Source organism: Streptomyces mesophilus (genome assembly GCF_011044995.1).
In the GTDB taxonomy this organism is placed as follows: domain Bacteria; phylum Actinomycetota; class Actinomycetes; order Streptomycetales; family Streptomycetaceae; genus Streptomyces; species Streptomyces mesophilus.
In genome coordinates this window covers 12306-29481 of the sequence record NZ_JAAKZW010000092.1, presented here as the reverse complement: position 1 = coordinate 29481, position 17176 = coordinate 12306, and the positions used below count along the sequence as shown (strand labels likewise).

General features: G+C 70.7%; 15 protein-coding genes and 1 pseudogene. 5 read left to right on the top strand and 11 right to left on the bottom strand.

Going from position 1 to position 17176, the window contains the following annotated elements:
• Positions 1-664: pseudogene (locus G6045_RS21455) on the bottom strand (hypothetical protein); the annotation flags it as partial.
• Positions 665-906: 242 nt separating this feature from the next.
• Here G6045_RS21455 and G6045_RS21450 point away from each other — a divergent pair.
• Entirely contained in the window at positions 907-2109 is a 1203-nt protein-coding gene (locus G6045_RS21450) for an amino acid deaminase/aldolase (protein WP_165333657.1), read from the top strand.
• 41 nt (positions 2110-2150) lie between these two features.
• Here the strand turns inward: G6045_RS21450 and G6045_RS21445 are convergent, their stop codons facing one another.
• The 5 genes from G6045_RS21445 to G6045_RS21425 all read right to left on the bottom strand — a co-directional run bounded on the left by G6045_RS21445 (position 2151) and on the right by G6045_RS21425 (position 8124).
• Positions 2151-3128, bottom strand: a complete 978-nt coding sequence (locus tag G6045_RS21445; protein WP_206344005.1) for a DUF2510 domain-containing protein — start codon at positions 3126-3128, stop codon at positions 2151-2153.
• Between the two features lie 27 nt (positions 3129-3155).
• On the bottom strand, positions 3156-4448 hold the full coding sequence (locus G6045_RS21440; protein ID WP_165333656.1) for a haloacid dehalogenase-like hydrolase: 1293 nt from the start codon (positions 4446-4448) through the stop codon (positions 3156-3158).
• 83 nt (positions 4449-4531) lie between these two features.
• Positions 4532-5314 carry a 3-oxoacyl-ACP reductase gene (locus G6045_RS21435; RefSeq protein ID WP_165333661.1) on the bottom strand — a complete coding sequence of 261 codons (783 nt, stop codon included), beginning with the start codon at positions 5312-5314 and terminating at the stop codon, positions 4532-4534.
• A 14-nt stretch (positions 5315-5328) separates the two neighbouring features.
• Positions 5329-6708: an aldehyde dehydrogenase family protein gene (locus G6045_RS21430; protein WP_165333655.1), complete on the bottom strand. Its 1380-nt coding sequence runs from the start codon at positions 6706-6708 to the stop codon at positions 5329-5331.
• 51 nt (positions 6709-6759) lie between these two features.
• Entirely contained in the window at positions 6760-8124 is a 1365-nt protein-coding gene (locus tag G6045_RS21425; protein WP_165333654.1) for a glutamine synthetase family protein, read from the bottom strand.
• A gap of 77 nt (positions 8125-8201) precedes the next feature.
• Here G6045_RS21425 and G6045_RS21420 point away from each other — a divergent pair, with 77 nt between their 5' ends.
• The 3 genes from G6045_RS21420 (at position 8202) to G6045_RS21410 (ending at position 11246) form a co-directional block, all read left to right on the top strand.
• The gene (locus G6045_RS21420) at positions 8202-8927 is read left to right on the top strand and encodes a FadR/GntR family transcriptional regulator (protein WP_165333653.1); all 726 of its coding nucleotides are present in this window, start codon (positions 8202-8204) and stop codon (positions 8925-8927) included.
• A gap of 134 nt (positions 8928-9061) precedes the next feature.
• A complete protein-coding gene (eat, locus tag G6045_RS21415; RefSeq protein ID WP_165333652.1) occupies positions 9062-10522 on the top strand; it encodes an ethanolamine permease in 1461 nt (486 codons plus the stop codon).
• 25 nt (positions 10523-10547) lie between these two features.
• Positions 10548-11246, top strand: a complete 699-nt coding sequence (locus tag G6045_RS21410) for a gamma-glutamyl-gamma-aminobutyrate hydrolase family protein (protein WP_206344009.1) — start codon at positions 10548-10550, stop codon at positions 11244-11246.
• A gap of 15 nt (positions 11247-11261) precedes the next feature.
• Here G6045_RS21410 and G6045_RS21405 read toward each other — a convergent pair whose 3' ends face one another.
• Positions 11262-12179, bottom strand: coding sequence for a LysR family transcriptional regulator (locus tag G6045_RS21405; protein WP_165333650.1), 918 nt, complete (start codon positions 12177-12179; stop codon positions 11262-11264).
• A gap of 70 nt (positions 12180-12249) precedes the next feature.
• Here G6045_RS21405 and G6045_RS21400 point away from each other — a divergent pair, with 70 nt between their 5' ends.
• The gene (locus G6045_RS21400; RefSeq protein WP_165333649.1) at positions 12250-13365 is read left to right on the top strand and encodes a TDT family transporter; all 1116 of its coding nucleotides are present in this window, start codon (positions 12250-12252) and stop codon (positions 13363-13365) included.
• Here G6045_RS21400 and G6045_RS21395 read toward each other — a convergent pair.
• The 4 genes from G6045_RS21395 to G6045_RS21380 form a co-directional block, all read right to left on the bottom strand.
• On the bottom strand, positions 13334-14050 hold the full coding sequence (locus G6045_RS21395; RefSeq protein WP_165333648.1) for a helical backbone metal receptor: 717 nt from the start codon (positions 14048-14050) through the stop codon (positions 13334-13336). The two genes, G6045_RS21400 and G6045_RS21395, sit on opposite strands and share 32 nt — an antisense overlap.
• On the bottom strand, positions 14047-14592 hold the full coding sequence (locus G6045_RS21390) for a helix-turn-helix domain-containing protein (RefSeq protein WP_165333647.1): 546 nt from the start codon (positions 14590-14592) through the stop codon (positions 14047-14049). Before G6045_RS21390 ends, G6045_RS21395 begins: the two co-directional genes overlap by 4 nt.
• A gap of 191 nt (positions 14593-14783) precedes the next feature.
• A complete protein-coding gene (locus tag G6045_RS21385; protein WP_165333646.1) occupies positions 14784-15776 on the bottom strand; it encodes a hypothetical protein in 993 nt (330 codons plus the stop codon).
• Positions 15777-15944: 168 nt separating this feature from the next.
• Positions 15945-17176, bottom strand: a 1232-nt coding sequence (locus G6045_RS21380; protein WP_328707848.1) for a glycine betaine ABC transporter substrate-binding protein, incomplete at its 5' end; no start/stop codon positions are given.

Genomic DNA, 17176 nt, shown 5'->3' with positions numbered 1-17176 from the left:
GGGTCGGGGCCGTGCGAGGTGAGGTGAAGGCGTCCGGGTGCGGGTCGGCGCCAGGTGCGGCGAAGGCACCGCGGGTTCGGTCCGCGCCAGGGCCGGCGGAAGCGTCGCGGTCGCCGTCGGTACGGCTCACGGTGGCGGCGGATGGTTGCGTACGGGAAGGCGAACTGCCCGGGCGGAGGCCCGCGTCGGACCGCTCGGCGTCCGCATCGCCTCCGACGGCCGGTGCGCCCGCGGGCCGAGGTGGCACAGGGGGCATCGGCGGTACGGGGACGGGGGCGCCGTCGTCGGCAGTCTCGGGGCGCGACACGGTGCGCCCCAGGAGTCCCTCACCGGAGCTCGCGCGGCGCGCCCGCGACGCACGCCCGGCGGCGACCGCATCGGCGAGCGGCGGTCCGGCCGGCGACCCACCCGACAGCGCGCTCTCCGCACCGTTCTGCACGGGCACGGGCACGGGAACACCCCCGGCCGGAGTCTCCGGGCCGGCCGGACGCGGCGGCAGCTCGGCCGGATGCGCGGAGTCGGGGGAGGCGGAGTGCGCGGAGACGGAATCCCCGGGCACACGGTCGGCCGCGGGCGCGTGGTCCGGCAGCCGCGACGAAGCGAGCGGCGGAGGCGGAGTCGCGGGGCGCGGGGGGATGTCGGCGCGCTGCGCTTCGGTACTCATCCACCCCCCGTTCGCTGAACTCGCGGGTCCGGGCCCCGGCCGATCCCCGGCACGCTCGTCGCCGCCGGTCTCGCACGTCCGTCACCAGTGTCGATCACCTGTGGGGACAGGCCCGTTCCTCCCTGCCTGCGCGTCACTCTACGGTCTCGTGCTGTGCACGCGGGAACCAGTCCGCAGGTCAGGGGTGATCTGTCCGGATCATCCCCCTACCAAGGGGTAATCGTGTCTGGCAGGCTTCGTTCATGACTGCCCTGGCATCAGACCGTGCTCGGTACGACCGAGCCACCGCCGAGCTCGACGCCCCCCTCGCGATCGTCGACCTCGAGGCGTTCGACGCCAACGCCGACGACCTCGTCCGCCGGGCCGGCGGCAAGCCGATCCGGGTGGCGAGCAAGTCCGTACGCTGCCGTGCCCTGCTCGAAAGGGTCCTGGCCCGGGACGGTTTCGCCGGGATCATGTCCTTCACGCTCGCCGAGTCGCTGTGGCTGGCGCGCTCCGGCTTCGAGGACGTGCTGCTCGCCTACCCGTCAGCGGACCGCGCCGGTTTCGCCGAGCTCGCCGCCGACCCGAAGCTGGCCGCCGCGGTGACCGTGATGGTCGACGATCCGGCACAGCTCCGGCTGATCGACGCGGCACGGAACGGCGGGCGCGAGGAGGTACGGGTCTGTCTGGAACTCGACACCGCGCTCAAGCTCCTGGGCGGCCGGGTCCGTATCGGGGCGCGCCGTTCCCCGCTGCACTCCCCCGCCCAACTGGCCGACCTGGCACGGGCGGTGGCACGGACGCCTGGTTTCCGGCTCGTCGGGATCATGGCGTACGAGGGTCATATCGCCGGTGTCGGCGACGCACTGTTCGGCCGGCCGGTGAGGTCACGGGCGATCCGCGCGATGCAGAGCGCCGCCCGGCGCGAGCTGGCGGCACGCCGGGCCGAGGCCGTACGCGCGGTCCGCGCCGTGGCGCCGGACCTGGAGTTCGTCAACGGCGGCGGCACCGGGAGCGTGCAGCACACCGCGGCCGAGGACGCGGTCACGGAGATCGCGGCCGGCTCGGGGCTCTATCTGCCGCGGCTCTTCGACAACTACACGTCGTTCAGCGGGCGCCCGGCCGCCCTGTTCGCCCAGCCGGTGGTCCGCAGGCCGGGCGTCGGGGTCGTCACGGTGCTCGGCGGCGGTTATCCGGCGTCGGGTGCGGCCGGCAAGGACCGCTCGCCGGTCCCGTATCTCCCGGAAGGCCTCTCCTACGACCCGCAGGAGGGCGCGGGCGAGGTGCAGACGCCGCTGCTCGGCTCGCCCGCGGACGATCTGCGGATCGGCGACAAGGTGTGGTTCCGGCACGCGAAGGCCGGTGAACTGTGCGAGCGCTTCGAGGAGTTGCACCTGATCGAGGGCGACCGGGTGACGGCCGCCGTGCCCACGTACCGCGGTGAGGGGCACACGTTCCTCTGAGGAGTCCGGCGGCCGGGCGCGCTCGAGGCGCCCGGCGCCGCTCACGAGGGCTCGATGGTCGAGCCCACTCCGCCGTTCGTACCGCCCGTGTCGCCGATCCGGCGGATGCCCTTGGTGATCTCGTCCATCAGCGACAGGGGCGGACCGTCCTCGGCGTCGAAGGCGAAGCGGACGACGATCAGCGCGTCGCTGCCGGGCTTCGGGAAGACCACGGACTGGACATAACCGCCTTCGCCGGCCTCGGTCTTGACCCGCCAGCGCATCAGATAGCCGGTGGAGCCGGCGACGACGACCGGTTCGGCCTTGAGCTCCTGGTGCGACGTGATGCCGTTGTACGGGCGGCGGTCGATCACATCGCGGTCGTAGGAGCGCTTGGCAGCCTCGGAAATGTCGGTCTTGGCGGCCACTTCGGGGTCCTTGCCCGCGCCGTCGCGCACGGTCCGCGAGGTGACCCTGCCGTGGTGGCAGAAGCCCGCGTCACCGGGGCAGGGATAGGTGCCCTCGGTGGTCATGGTGACGGCCTTCTCGACCGTGTTGTCGGGCTTCTCCCAGCCTTCGGGGATGGGCAGCGTGATGCCGTTGAGCTGGTCCTCGAGCACCTTCGCGTCCGTCTCGGGGGGCCCCGAGGACTCGGTCTGCGTCGGCTCGGGCTTGTCGTCCGGCGATGTGGCCTGCGCGGACGGGCTGGTGCGGGTCGAGGCCCCGGGGTCGGATTTGTCGCCCTTGCCCAGGACCACGACTCCGGTGACGATCGACGCGACGAGGACGACCCCGGCCGCGACCAGGGCCACGAGCTTGCCGCGGCCACCGGAAGGACCCATACCGCCGGTGGCCGTCGGGGCGGGCGGGCCGAACTGCCCCGTGTGCTGCGCCGGGTCGGCCGGCGCCAGGCCATGGCCCACGGCCTGCGCCTGTGCGACGCGGGTGTGCGGGGTCCACGCGGTGCCGTCCCACCAGCGTTCGTGGGACGGCGCCTCGGGATCCTGGTACCAGCCGGGCGGCGTCGGGGGCATGCTCATCCGGCCACCCTAAGCGGTGCCCTTCGGTCAGTACACCGTGTCCTTCTGGTCCTCGATCACACTCCCGTCGCCGCGCAGAACCGGCCCTGACGAGCCGTCGGAGTACGTGTAGCCCGTGGTCGCGCACGGGTACGGGGCGGCTTGCTGCTTCTTCGGCTCGATGAACATGGGGTTGACCAGCCAGCGGCCGTCGCTGTCGTCGTACGCACGGCACATCAGCTCGGCCTTGTTGCGGTTGATCACGAGCCGCAGTGCGGTGGCGTCGCGCAGGAAGGACACGTCCGTGTCGGAGTCGCCCGCCGCGAACACCGGGCGGCGCTCGGCGGGTTGGACGCGCTCGGCCGCGGCGTCCCGCATGCCGTACACCTCCTGGTTGATCCAGCAGCGCTTGCCGTCGATGTACGTGATCATCGAGTCGTCGCCGTCCGCGACCGTGCCGCAGCCCTTCAAGTGCTGGGTGAGGCGGCCGTGCTCGGTGACGTTGCGGATGCCGATCACGCGGCCGGGGGCGATGCCCACACCGCGGGCCCACACCTCGACGACCGGCTCGGGCGAGGCCGAGCTGATCCACACGTCGAAGCCGGCCCGCTGGAGCGCCCGGATCAGATCGCGCTGCTGGTCGTAGTAGCGGGCCCAGCCGGTCACGTCCTTCGTGCCGACGCGCTGCTTCGTGCCGATGGGCGCGGCGAGGTTCTCCTTGCGGGCCGCGGCCGCGAACTCCTGGACCTGGTGGGCGGTCCGGCCCCGGGTGAGCTGGGCCAGCCAGGCGTACGAGGGTTCCATGCGACGGTGGTCGTGGCCGGCGAAGGCCGCCTTGCCGGTGGTTGTCCCGCCGTCCGCGTATACGGAGAGGATCTCGTCCGCGCAGGCGGTGTTCTTGTCCGTGGGCAGTGCGCCCGTGGTCGCGGGGCAGGCCTGGCGCAGGGCGTTGGCCGCGTCGTCCGTGAGGTAGCGGCTCGTCGTGTGCCAGTCGTTCTTGTACGGGGCGTTGATCCTGCCGTTGCGCAGCATCCAGAACATGGTGGCGTCGCCCACGTCGTTCTTGATGACCGTGTTGTCCCAGTCGAAGACAGCGACGGGCCGGCGACCTCGTCCGTCTCCGCACGTGCCGTACTCGTCTATCAGGGACTGGAGTCGTGCCTTGTTGTCGGCATGCCAGCCCTGGCCGATGCTCAGGGTGGGGCAGGCCTCCGGCCGGTGCTCGGGCGGTGCGGCCTGCGCCGTGGTGATGCCGGCGACGGCTGCCGTGGTGGCTGCCAGGGCCGTGGCGATTCTCAGGTGGCGTCGGTTCACTCGTCTCCTCTCGTTTTCCCTCGACATGGCGGCGGGCGGGTGGAATCCGAAGATCCGTGGATCCGGAAATCCGTGGATTCCACCCGCCCGCCTTGCCCGCGACCGCGGGATCACACCGGGGTGACGTACGCCCCGGAGATCCCCCCGTCCACCAGGAAGTCCGTGGCGTTCACGAACGACGAGTCGTCGCTCGCGAGGAAGGCCACGGCGGCGGCGATCTCGTCGGCCTCCGCGAACCGGCCGACCGGGATGTGCACCAGACGGCGGGCGGCCCGCTCGGGGTCCTTGGCGAACAGCTCCTGGAGCAGCGGGGTGTTGACCGGCCCCGGGCACAGGGCGTTGACCCGGATGCCCTCGCGGGCGAACTGCACCCCGAGCTCACGGGACATCGCGAGCACTCCGCCCTTGGACGCGGTGTACGAGATCTGCGAGGTGGCGGCGCCCATCCGGGCCACGAAGGACGCGGTGTTGATGATCGAGCCTCTGCCCTGGCGGCGCATGTAGGGGATGGCGGCCTTGCAGCACAGATAGACCGAGGTCAGGTTGACCTCCTGGACGCGCTTCCACGCTTCGAGGCCGGTGTCCAGGATCGAGTCGTCGTCGGGCGGCGAGATCCCTGCGTTGTTGAAGGCGATGTCCACCGAGCCATACGTGTCGTACGCGGTCTTGAAGAGCGCCTCGACCTGTTCGGCGTCGGTGACGTCGACCCGTACGAAGGTGCCGCCGACCTCTTCGGCTGCCGCCTTGCCCGCACTCTCGTCGATGTCGCCGCACACCACGTGCGCGCCCTCGGAGGCGAGGCGGCGTGCGGTGGCGAGGCCGATGCCGCTGCCGGCTCCGGTGATGACGGCGGTGCGGCCGACGAGGCGGCGGCAGCTGGGCTGTTCCGTCACTGCGGGCTGTTCAGTCACTGTGCGGGACCTTCCGTGCTGATGAAGACGTTCTTGGTTTCGGTGAAGGCGGAGAGTGCGTCGGGGCCGAGCTCGCGGCCCAGGCCCGACTGGCCGTAGCCCCCGAACGGGGTCCAATAGCGCACGCTGGAATGCGAGTTGACGGACAGATTGCCCGCCTTGACCGCCCCGGAGACGCGCAGGGCACGGCCCACGTCGCGGGTCCACAGGGAGCCGGAAAGCCCGTAGTCGGTGGCGTTGGCCAGACGTACGGCATGCGCCTCGTCCTCGAAGGGCAGCACCACGGCGACCGGCCCGAAGACCTCCTCGACGCAGACCGGAGCCGAGGGGTCCAGGTCCGTGAGGACGGTCGGCGGGAACCAGAAGCCGGGTCCGTCCGGCGCGGTCCCGCGGATCGCCGCCCGAGCGGTCGCCTCGGGCACGTACGAACGCACCCGCTCCAGCTGCGACTTGGAGATCAGCGGTCCCATCTGCGTCTTCTCGTCCGCGGGGTCGCCGACGACCACGGACTCGACGGCGGGCGCGAGCAGTTCGAGGAAGCGGTCGTACACCGAGCGCTGGACGAGGATGCGGGTGCGGGCGCAGCAGTCCTGTCCTGAGTTGTCCAGGAAGGACATGGGGGCGGCCGCGGCGGCGGCCTCGACGTCCGCGTCGGCGAAGACGATGTTGGGGCTCTTGCCGCCGAGTTCGAGCGTGAGGCGCTTCACGCGGTCGGCGCACTTGGCCATGATCTGCTTGCCGACCCGGGTGGAGCCGGTGAACACGATCTTGGCGACGTCCGGGTGTTCCACCAGAGCGTTTCCGGTCACGTCGCCCGCGCCGGGAAGCACCTGAAACAGGTGCTCGGGAAGGCCTGCCTCCAGGGCGAGTTCGGCCAGGCGCAGCGCCGTGAGCGGGGTGGTCTCGGCGGGCTTGAGCAGGACGGCGTTGCCGGCGGCGAGCGCGGGGGCGGTGCCCCAGGCGGCGATCGGCATCGGGAAGTTCCACGGTGCGATCACGCCGATGACGCCGAGCGGTTCCTGGAAAGTGACGTTGATGCCGCCCGCGACGGGGATCTGCCGGCCGGTCAGTCGTTCCACTCCCCCGGCCGCGTATGCGAAGAGGTCACGGGCGTTGCCGGCTTCCCAGCGGGCGTTGCCCACCGTGTGACCGGCCTCGCGCACCTCCAACTGGGCGAGCTCTTCGATGTGTTCGTCGATGACGTCGGCCACGCGCCGCAGGATGCGCGCCCGGTCTCCCGGGGCGAGCGCCGCCCAGGACGACTGGGCGCGGGCCGCGCGGGCCACGGCCGCGTCGACCTCGGCGGGTGGGGTGGCGGGGACGGTCGCGACCAGCTCTTCGGTCGCGGGGTTGAGTACGTGGTGCTCGTGGAGCAAGTCGGTCCTCACAGATGTACGTACGGACAGGGGGCGAGCGGGCCGGACGGGTCAGTGCCGCTCGAAGGAACGCCGCAGCTCCCAGTCGGTCACGGCCGCGTCGAAGGCGTTCAGCTCGACCCGCGCCATGTTGAGGTAGTGCGCCACGACCTCGTCGCCGAACGCGGCCTTGGCGATCGGGCTGTGCTCCCAGAGTTCGGCCGCCTCGCGCAGCGTCGACGGGACGTGCGCGTACTCGGCGGTGTAGGCGTTCCCGGCGCAGGCCTCGGGGAGTTCCAGCTTCTGCTCGATGCCGTACAGACCGGCCGCGACCAGACCGGCGACCGCGAGGTGCGGATTGACATCGCCGCCCGGCAACCGGTTCTCGAAACGGGTCGAGCGGCCGTGACCGACCACCCGCAGCGAACAGGTCCGGTTGTCGTGGCCCCAGGCGACGGCGGTGGGCGCGAAGGAGCCCGGCTGGAAGCGCTTGTACGAGTTGATGTTGGGCGCGTAGAGCAGCGAGAAGTCACGCAGCGCGGCGAGCTGGCCGGCCAGGAAGTACCGCATGACCTCGGACATCCCGTGGCCGTCGGGCCCCGCCATGACGTTGGCGCCGTCGGCGTCCGTGAGCGAGAGATGGATATGGCAGGAGTTGCCCTCGCGCTCGTTGAACTTGGCCATGAAGGTGAGCGCCATGCCCTCCTGGGAGGCGATCTCCTTGGCGCCCGTCTTGTAGATCGCGTGCTGGTCACAGGTGACCAGGGCCTCGTCGTAGCGGAAGGCGATCTCGTGCTGGCCGGGGTTGCACTCGCCCTTCGCGGACTCGACGGTCAGGCCCGCGGCGCCCATCTCGTTGCGGATCCGGCGCAGCAGCGGCTCTATGCGGCCGGTGCCGAGCACCGAGTAGTCGATGTTGTACTGGTTGGCCGGGATCAGGTCGCGGTAGTCGCGGTCCCAGGCCTCCTCGTAACTGTCGCGGAAGACGATGAACTCCAGCTCGGTGCCGACCTGGGCGGTGTAGCCGAGCTCGGCCAGGCGCTCCAGCTGGCGGCGCAGGATCTGCCGGGGTGCGGCGACGACCGGGCCGCCGTCGTTCCACGCGAGGTCGGCGATGAGCATCGCGGTGCCCTCGTTCCACGGCACGCGGCGCAGCGTGGTCAGGTCCGGGTGCATGGCGAAGTCGCCGTAACCGCGGTCCCAGCTCGACATCGCGTATCCGTCGACCGTGTTCATCTCGGTGTCGACCGCGAGCAGGTAGTTGCAGCCCTCGGTGCCGTGCTCGAGCACTTCGTCGAGGAAGAAGCCGGCGGCGAAACGCTTGCCCTGGAGACGCCCCTGCATGTCGGGGAAGGCCAGGACGACGGTGTCGATCTCGCCGCTCGCGACGAAGCGGCGCAGCTCCTCGACGCTGAGCGGGGCGGTGCGGTCTGCCACGGGGACTCCTCCTTGGGCGGTCCGGAGTGGCTTAAGGTATTGCTTCAGACCATTCCTTGGGAAGGGGGAAACGGCCGATGACGACAGCCGAACGGATGGACCGGCTCGCTCGCGTCCTGCGTCCCGTGCGCGCCGGCAACGGCTTCGAGGAGGCCCTGGAGCAGGTCCTCCAGGTCATCCGCCTGGGACTGGTCGCGGCGGGCGAACGGCTGCCCGCCGAGCGGGAACTGGCGGACGTGCTGGGCATCAGCCGGGTGACGCTGCGCGAGGTGCTCAGGGTGCTGCAGGACGAAGGCCTGGTGGAGAGCAGGCGCGGGAGGTACGGCGGCACCTTCGTCCTGGAGCGCCCGGACGCGACGGGCGAGGCCGAGCTGCGCCGGCGCCTGAGGGATGTCGACGTCGAGGACGTCCTGCGGTTCCGTGAGGTCCTGGAGACCGGTGCGGCCGAGCTGTGCGCCGCTCGTCCGCTCACCAAGAAGCAGGCGGAGCAGCTGAGTTCGGCGCTCGCGGCCACCCACGACGCCCCCCTGGCCGACTACCGCCGGCGCGACACCCTGCTGCACCTCACCCTGGCCGAGCTGGCCGGCTCGCCCTCGCTGACCGCGCACTACGCCGCCGTACGCGCGCAGGTCAATGAACTGCTCGACTGCATCCCGCTCCTCGTACGGAATCTGGAGCATTCCCAGGCGCAGCACACGGAGCTGGTGCGGGCGGTGCTCGACGGGGATCCGGCGCGTGCCCGGGCCGCGATGCGCGAACACTGCGCGGGGACGGCGGCGTTGTTGCGGGGGTTCCTCGCGTGATGCGGCCTACGTCCGCGGGCTTGGACGCAGCGGTAACTGGAAAGTAACGCAAGGGACTTGCGCTGCACGCGGACGCACCGCAATGGTATGCACTCGCTCCATTGAAGCCACCGGCCCTGAGCGGGAGCCCTGCGATGACCCAAGCACCTCAAGACAGCGGCACCACCCCACCCCCCAAGGACACCGACGACGACTATCTGAAGCGGCGGGCACTGCGGCGCGGCAGCGCCGGCTGGCTGCTGCTCACCGGCCTCGGCGTGGCCTATGTCGTCTCGGGCGACTTCTCGGGCTGGAACTTCGGTCTCGCCGAAGGCGGCTTCGGCGGCCTGGCGATCGCCACGGTCCTGATGGGCCTGATGTACGTCTGCATGGTGTTCTCGCTCGCCGAGCTCTCCGCCATCCTGCCCACCGCGGGCGGCGGTTACGGTTTCGCACGCCGTGCGCTCGGCCCCTGGGGCGGCTTCCTCACCGGTACGGCGATCCTCATCGAGTACGTCCTGGCGCCGGCCGCGATCTCCATCTTCATCGGCGACTACGTCGAGTCGCTCGGCCTGTTCGGTCTGGAGTCCGGCTGGCCCGTCTATCTCGCCTGCTTCGTGCTCTTCATCGGCATCCATCTCTGGGGCGTCGGCGAGGCGTTGCGCTTCAGCTTCGTCGTCACCGGAATCGCGGTGGCCGCGCTGCTTGTCTTCGCGGTCGGCGCGTTCATGGAGTTCGACGCGTCCGGGCTCAACGACATCAAGGTGGACGACGGCGCCTTCGGCTCGAACTCGTGGCTGCCGTACGGACTGCTCGGCATCTGGGCGGCGTTCCCCTTCGGCATGTGGTTCTTCCTGGGCGTCGAGGGCGTGCCGCTGGCCGCCGAGGAGACCCGCGACCCCGCGCGCACGCTGCCCAAGGCGATCCGCTGGTCGATGGCGATCCTCGTCGTCCTCGCCCTGCTCACCTTCTTCGCCTCGGCCGGCGCACGCGGTTCGGCCGCGATCCAGGAGGCGGGCAACCCGCTGGTCGAGGCGCTGCAGCCGGACGGCAAGGCGACCGGCCTGAGCCGCGTCATCAACTACGCCGGTCTCGCCGGCCTCGTGGCCTCCTTCTTCTCCCTGCTCTACGCGGGCTCCCGCCAGCTCTTCGCGCTCTCCCGCGCGGGTTATCTGCCGCGTTTCCTCTCCCTGACCAGCAGGCGCAAGGCCCCCTACCTCGGCCTGCTCGTGCCCGGCGCGATCGGCTTCGCGCTGGCCGCGGGCAGCGGGGACGGCGCACGGATGCTGAACATCGCGGTGTTCGGCGCGACCATCTCGTACGCGCTGATGTCGCTCTCGCACATCGTGCTCCGCCGCCGCGAACCGGGTCTCGACCGCCCGTACCGCACCCCAGGCGGCATCTGGACCTCGGGCATCGCGCTGGTCCTCGCGCTCTCCGCGCTGGTGGCGACCTTCCTGGTCGATGTGACCGCGGCCGTCATCGCCCTCATCGTGTACGTGGTGGCCCTCGCCTACTTCGGGATCTACAGCCGGCACCATCTGGTGGCCAAGGCGCCCGAGGAGGAGTTCGCGGCGCTGGCCGCCGCCGAGGCAGAGTTGGAACGCGACAGGTGATCTCCATGGAGGGTGTCGGGTGAGCATGAGGCCGCTGATCGGGGTCAGTACCTATCTGGAGTCCGGCGCCCGCTGGGGCGTATGGGAGCTGGACGCGGCCCTGCTGCCCGTCGGCTACCCACGCCTCGTACAGGAGGCGGGCGGGCTCGCGGCCCTGCTGCCGCCGGACGATCCGGCGGCGGCGCCCGCCGTGGTGGCGCGCCTGGACGGTGTGGTGATCGCCGGTGGTCCGGATGTCGAGCCCGTACGGTACGGGGCCGGCGTCGACCCGCGGACCGGGCCGCCGGCGCGGGAGCGGGACGCGTGGGAACTGGCCCTGATCGAGGCCGCGTTGGCGGCGGGCAAGCCGCTCCTCGGTATCTGCCGCGGGATGCAGCTGCTCAATGTCGCGCTCGGCGGGACGCTGGTGCAGCATCTGGACGGGCACCGGGGTGAGATCGGCGCGTTCGGCTCGCACACCGTGCAGCCGGTGCCGGACACGCTGCTGGCCTCGCTCGTACCGGACAAGGACGCCGTGCCCACGTACCACCATCAGGCCGTCGACCTCCTCGGCCGGGATCTGGTCGCGTCCGCCCACGCGGAGGACGGCACGGTCGAGGCCGTCGAAATGCCGGGTCACAGCTGGGTGCTCGGTGTGCAGTGGCATCCGGAGATGGGGACGGATCTGCGGGTGATGCGGGGGTTGGTGGAGGCTGCGGGCTCTTCGTCGCCTCGGGGAGGCTGAGGGTTGCCGGCCCGCTCAGCCCGTCCGCGTCAACGACAACAGATCCCGCGCCGGTCCCACGGGCCGATGCCCGACGCGCCAGACCGCCCGCAGAGCACGGTCGAGCGGCACCCCCTCGACCGTGATCCGCACCAGCCGCCGAGCCGCAAGCTCCTCACCGACCACCAGTTCGCTCAGCACGCAGGGCCCCGCACCGCTCACCGCGGCCGCCTTCACCGCAGTGGTGGAGGCCAGTTCGAGCAACGGATCCGCGAGCCCCCCGAGCGCCGCGTCGAGCACCTGCCGGGTACCCGAACCGTGCTCGCGCAGGATCAGCGGCGTACGGGCCAGCTCGTCCGCGGCGACGGGCTTGCGGCGGCGGGCCCACGGGTGCGTCGGCGCCACCGTCACGACCAGACGGTCACGGGCGACCACGACGCCGCTGAGCCCCGACGGAATGGTCAGACCCTCGACGAAGCCGAGCTCGACCTCGTCGGCGAGCAGCCGCTCGATCACGAACTGCGAATTGCCGGCGAGCAGTTGGACCGCCGTGCCGGGACGTTCATGGCGCAGCGCGATCAGCCAGCCGGGCAGCAGATACTCGGCGATCGTCATGCTCGCCGCCACCCGCAGCCGCTGATCACGCCGTACGCGCAGCGCCTGCGCCCCCGCGTCGAAGGCCTCGGCGGCCTCGACGATCCGGCGCGCCCAGTCCGTGACGAGGGCGCCGGTCTCGGTGAGCCGTGAACCGCGCGGCGAGCGGTCCACCAGGGCGACGCCGAGCTGCCGCTCCATCGCCCGCACCCGGCTGCTGGCCGCGGGCTGGGTGATGCCCAGCTCCTGGGCGGCGCGTCCCAGGCTGCCGAGCCGGGCCACGGCGATCAGGAGCTGCAGCGCCACCAGGTCGGGGACGCGGTCCGCGAGGCGCTGCACAGGAGTCGGGGTATCGGCCATAACCCCAGGTTATGTCCTCAGCAGGACAAACGGGCTGGTGAGGGCCCCTCCAGCGGCGCAAGCTGAAGCCATGGCAACGTACTCACGCACTCGCACCTTGTCCCGCACGGCAGCCCGTACCGGGACGCGGGCGACGGTGCGCCACCTCGGCCCCAACTGGTACGCGGCGGTGATGGGCACCGCCATCGTCGCCTCCGCCGGAGCCACGTTGCCGCATCCCGTACCGAGGCCCGTGACCATCGCCGTATGGGCGATCGCCTCCGTCGTGCTCACCGTGCTGCTGTGCGCCCGGGCGGTGCACTGGATCCACCATCGCGACCAGGCCCGCTCGCATCTGCTCGATCCCAAGGTGGCCCCGTTCTACGGCTGTCTGTCGATGGCTCTGCTCGCCGTGGGCGGTGCCACGCTGCTCGTCGGCAAGGACGTGATCGGCGAGCGGGCCGCGATCGGGGTGGACGCGGTGCTGTTCGTGGCGGGCACCCTGGTCGGGCTCGCGGCGGCCGCGGCAGTGCCCTATCTGATGGTGGCGCGGCACAAGATCGCCCTTGACGAGGCCTCGCCCGTGTGGCTGCTGCCCGTGGTCGCCCCCATGGTCTCGGCGGCCCAGGGCCCTGCGCTGCTTCCGCATCTCCCGCAGGGGCAGTGGCAGGAGGCGATGCTGCTCGCCAGCTACGCGATGTTCGGGATCAGTCTGATCGGCACCTTCGTGATGCTGCCCCTGATCTTCGGCCGGCTCGTCGTGCACGGTCCACTGCCCCTCGTCCTGACTCCGACCCTCTTCCTGGTGCTCGGCCCGCTCGGCCAGTCCACCACCGCGGTGAACGCGCTCGCGGACGTCGCGCCCGACGCGATCAGCCAGGACTACGCCTCGGCATTCGGCGCCTTCGCCGTCGTCTACGGCGTGCCGATCATGGGCTTCGCGCTGCTGTGGTTCGCGCTCGCAGCCGCCCTGGTGGTACGGGCGCTGCGGGCGGGCATGGGCTTCGCGATGACGTGGTGGGGGTTCACCTTCCCCGTCGGCACCTGCGTCACCGGCGCTTCGGGCCTGGCCCGGCACACCGGCCTCGATGCCTACACCTGGCTGGCGACCGGGCTCTATGTCTTCCTCGTGACGGCGGTGCTGATCGCCGCGTTCCACACCGTGCGCGGTCTGGTCAGCGGACAGCTGCTCGCAGCGCCGCGCTGAGCCGGGCCGGCGCGTCCACCAGGGACGGTCCGTACCAGGTGAGCGAGCGGCCGTCGACCAGTGCGGCGGGCAGCGGGGCGAAGGCCTCGGGCCCGTCCTCGGCGGTGAAGCGGTAGGGCTCGTCGGGCAGGACGACGAGGTCCGCGGCCGCCCGCTCCTCCAGGGCGATCCGCGGATAGCGCTCGGCATCCTCCGCGTACACATTGCGTACGCCGAGACGTGCGAGCAGATCACCGGCGAAGGTCTCCCGGCCGAGGACCATCCACGGGCGGCGCCAGATCGGAATGACGGCGCGGCAGGGCGCGAGGGCCGGCGGGTCGGCCCAGGCGCGGGCGGCCTCGTCGAGCCAGGGCGGGCGCCGCAGTCCGCAGGCGTCCACCAGGACGCGCTCCAGTTCGGTGAGCGCCTGCGGGAGCGTACGGATGTGCGTGACGAGGACGTCCAGGCCGGCCGCGCGCAGCTCGTCGAGATCGGCGGGGCGGTTCTCCTCCTCGTTGGCGAGCACCAGATCGGGACCGAGCGCGAGGATGCGGGGCAGGTCCGGGTTCTTGGTGCCCTTCACACGGACCACGTCCAGATCCGCGGGATGCGTGCACCAGTCGGTGGCGCCGACGAGCAGCCCGTGAGCGCTCGCCGCCACGGCCTCCGTAAGGGAGGGGACCAGCGAGACGATCCGGGGGCTCACTCGTGTTCGGCCTTGATGTGCTCCGCGACGGCGATCACCAGGACACGGGTTTCGGGCACCGCCGCACGCCAGCGGTGCGGCACGCCACCGGACAGGAACATCGTGTCGCCCCGCGCCAGACGGTAGGCACGGCCGTCGGCCTCGACCTCGACGGCGCCCTCGGCCACGTACATCAACTCGTCGTTGCGGTGGCGGAATTCGCGTCCGGAGTCATGATCGCCGACGAATTCGAGGGCATGCAGTTGATGCTTGCCGTGCACCAGCGCGCGGATCGCGGCCGACTCGTCGGCGGGCGCGGAGCGCACCACCTCGACGATGCGTTCCGCGTCGGCGGCCGAGAGGAGCTCGACGGCCGTGGTGCCGAGCGCGTCGGCGACACGTTCGAGGGACGTGCTGCTGGGGCGGGCCCGTTCGTTCTCGATCTGACTGAGGAACGGCACCGAGAGGCCGCTGCGTCCCGAGACCGCGGCAAGGGTGAGACCGAGCGCCCTGCGCCGTCGCCGGATGGCCGAACCGACCCGTCCGGAGAACTTGTCGTCCATGCCGGCCCCCCTCGCTTCGCTGCGGTCAGATCGCTGTTCCCAGCACCCTACGCAAGGGCAGCGATCCGTGCCCTGTCAACTGGTCTGCTTGTACTTCGCTCGTACAACGGCGATCGGATTGCTCTGCAAGCCTTTCAGTGAGCGTCCGTCAGCCGTTCAGCGAGCGTCTGTCAGTCTTCAGCGAGCATCCGTCAGTCTTTCAGCGAGCGCCAGAACAGCATCTGCCCCGCCTCGCCGTCCGCCGCACCCTCCTGCGGGATGAACGCGCTGACCAGCAGGGCCGGCCGGCCCGACGGTGAAATGAGCAGCGAGACCGAAGGGTTGGCGAAGGCCGTGCTGGCGCCGTGGGTGCGCAGGGTCAGCAGATCGGCGCGGCTGCGCCGGGGATCGTAGATGTACGTGCGCCAGCTGGCGAAGTCGTCGCGGAGCCGCTGTCCTTCGATGACGACGAGGTCGCGGCCATCGAGTGTCACGGGCGAGCGGTCGCCGATGTTGCCGCCGCTCCCCCACGAGCGCAGCGCCGTGTCCAGCGCAGGATCCGGTTCGGCGTGCCAGGTGGTGAAGTCCGTGAGAGTGGCGCGCAGTTGGCGGTCGATATCGCAGCCGGACCGGTAGTGCCCGGTCAGTTCGATGGTGTCGCCGCGGACCGCGGTGATGGCGGGGGTGCCCTCGGCGCAGCGCGAGAGGGTGAGCGGGGCGTCGAAGGAGCGGCGCGCGTCACCGGCCAGCAAGTCGTCGAGGCCGGCGTACCCCCGTATCGCTATGTGATTGCGCGGATCCCGCTCGAAGGCGAGGATCCAGCCGCCGGCCGGGTCCTTGGCCAGCGTGGCCTGGTGCGTGCCGGGCCCGAAGTCATGGCGGCGGGTCCAGTGCACCAGGTCGGTGGAGGTGGCGACGGACGCGTGGAAGCGGCCGTCGTCGAGGACCGTGTGGTAGACGGCGAGATAGGTGCCGTCCTCGGCCTGGCGTATCTCGGCGGCGTCCATGGTGCGGCCGGTGTCGTCGGTCAGACCGTAGACGTGCCCGTCGGCCTCACGGGCATCGCCCGCAAGCTCCGCGAGGCGGCCGGCGGCGGCCGAGACGGGAGCGGCGTCGGCGCGACTCACCTGGAGCAGGGCCACGATCAAGGCCAGGGCCAGGACGGTGGCGGCGCTCAGGGGCACGGCTCGACGGGACGGGGACACGGTGTTCGAGGGTAAGGAATCGGTGAAGCCGGGCGGAACGCCGAGAGGGGTGGGATGCACCACAGCACGTGGTGCATCCCACCCCTCAGGCTCAGCTCAGCCATCCAGCCGGCCAGCTCAGTCAGCTCAGTCAGCTCAGCTCAGCTCAGTGAGGCGATCCGGATCGGATCAGCTCACGGGCGCCAGCTTGTCGAGCATCTCGGGATGCGCGTCGAGCCAGCGGCGGGCGGACTCCTTCTGGTTCTTGGGGTCGCCCTTTTGGATCTCGACCTCGAGGGAGGCGAGTTCCTTCTCGGTCATCTTGAAGTTCTTCAGCCACCCGTTGAGCTCCGGGAAGTCCTTGGCGAAGTCCTTCTTGCCCATGACGTGGATCTGCTCGCCCTCGCCCCAGGCCTTCTTCGGGTCCTTGAGCTTCTTCAGGTCGTACTTCCCGTACGCCCAGTGCGGCGACCACAGGGTCACCACGACCGGCTCCTTCTTCTGAATGGAGCGGTTCAGCTCGGCCAGCATCGAGGACGTGGACGAGGAAACGACCTCGTACTCGCCCTCCAGGCCGTACTCCTTCAGGACCTTCTCGTCCAGGGTCTTCATCATCCCGGCACTGGCCTCAATGCCGATGATCTTGCCCTTGAACTTCTTGCCCTGACCCTTCAGGTCCTCAAGCGAATCAATGCCCTTCACATACGAAGGCACCGTCAACTCGAGCGACGTCGGGCCGTACCAGGACCCGAGGTCGGTGAGCTTGTCCTTGTAGCGGTCGACGTAGTCCTTGTGCGTCGTCGGCAGCCACGCGTCGAACTGGACGTCCATCTGCCCCTGCGCGAGCGAGGTGTACAGCGGGCCCGGGTCGAGCTGCTTGTTCGTGGTCTTGTAGCCGCGGTCCTCCAGGATGTTCTCCCAGAGGTACGTGGACGCGATGGCCTCGTCCCACGGGAAGTAGCCCATGTTGACCGTCTTGCCGGCGTCCCTGCCCTGCTGCTTGGCACCGCCGCCCGGCACGGGGGCGAGCTTGTCGGCCAGGCCCGGGTTCTTCTTGAGCCAGGTCTTCACGGCCTGCTGCTCGTTGTTCTCGCCGGCGTCCTTGATCTCGTTCTCCAGGCTGGTGAGCTGCCCCTCGTCCAGCTTGAAGTCCTTCAGCCACTTGGCGACCGTCGGGTCCTTCTTCGAGAAGCCCTTGTGCGCGACGGTGTGGATCTGCTCGCCCTCGCCCCAGGCCTTCTTCGGGTCCTTGAGCTTCTTCAGGTCGTTCTTGCCGTACGCCCAGTGCGGCGACCACAGGGTCACCACGACCGGCTCCTTCTTCTGAATGGAGCGGTTCAGCTCGGCCAGCATCGAGGACGTGGACGAGGAAACGACCTCGTACTCGCCCTCCAGGCCGTACTCCTTCAGGACCTTCTCGT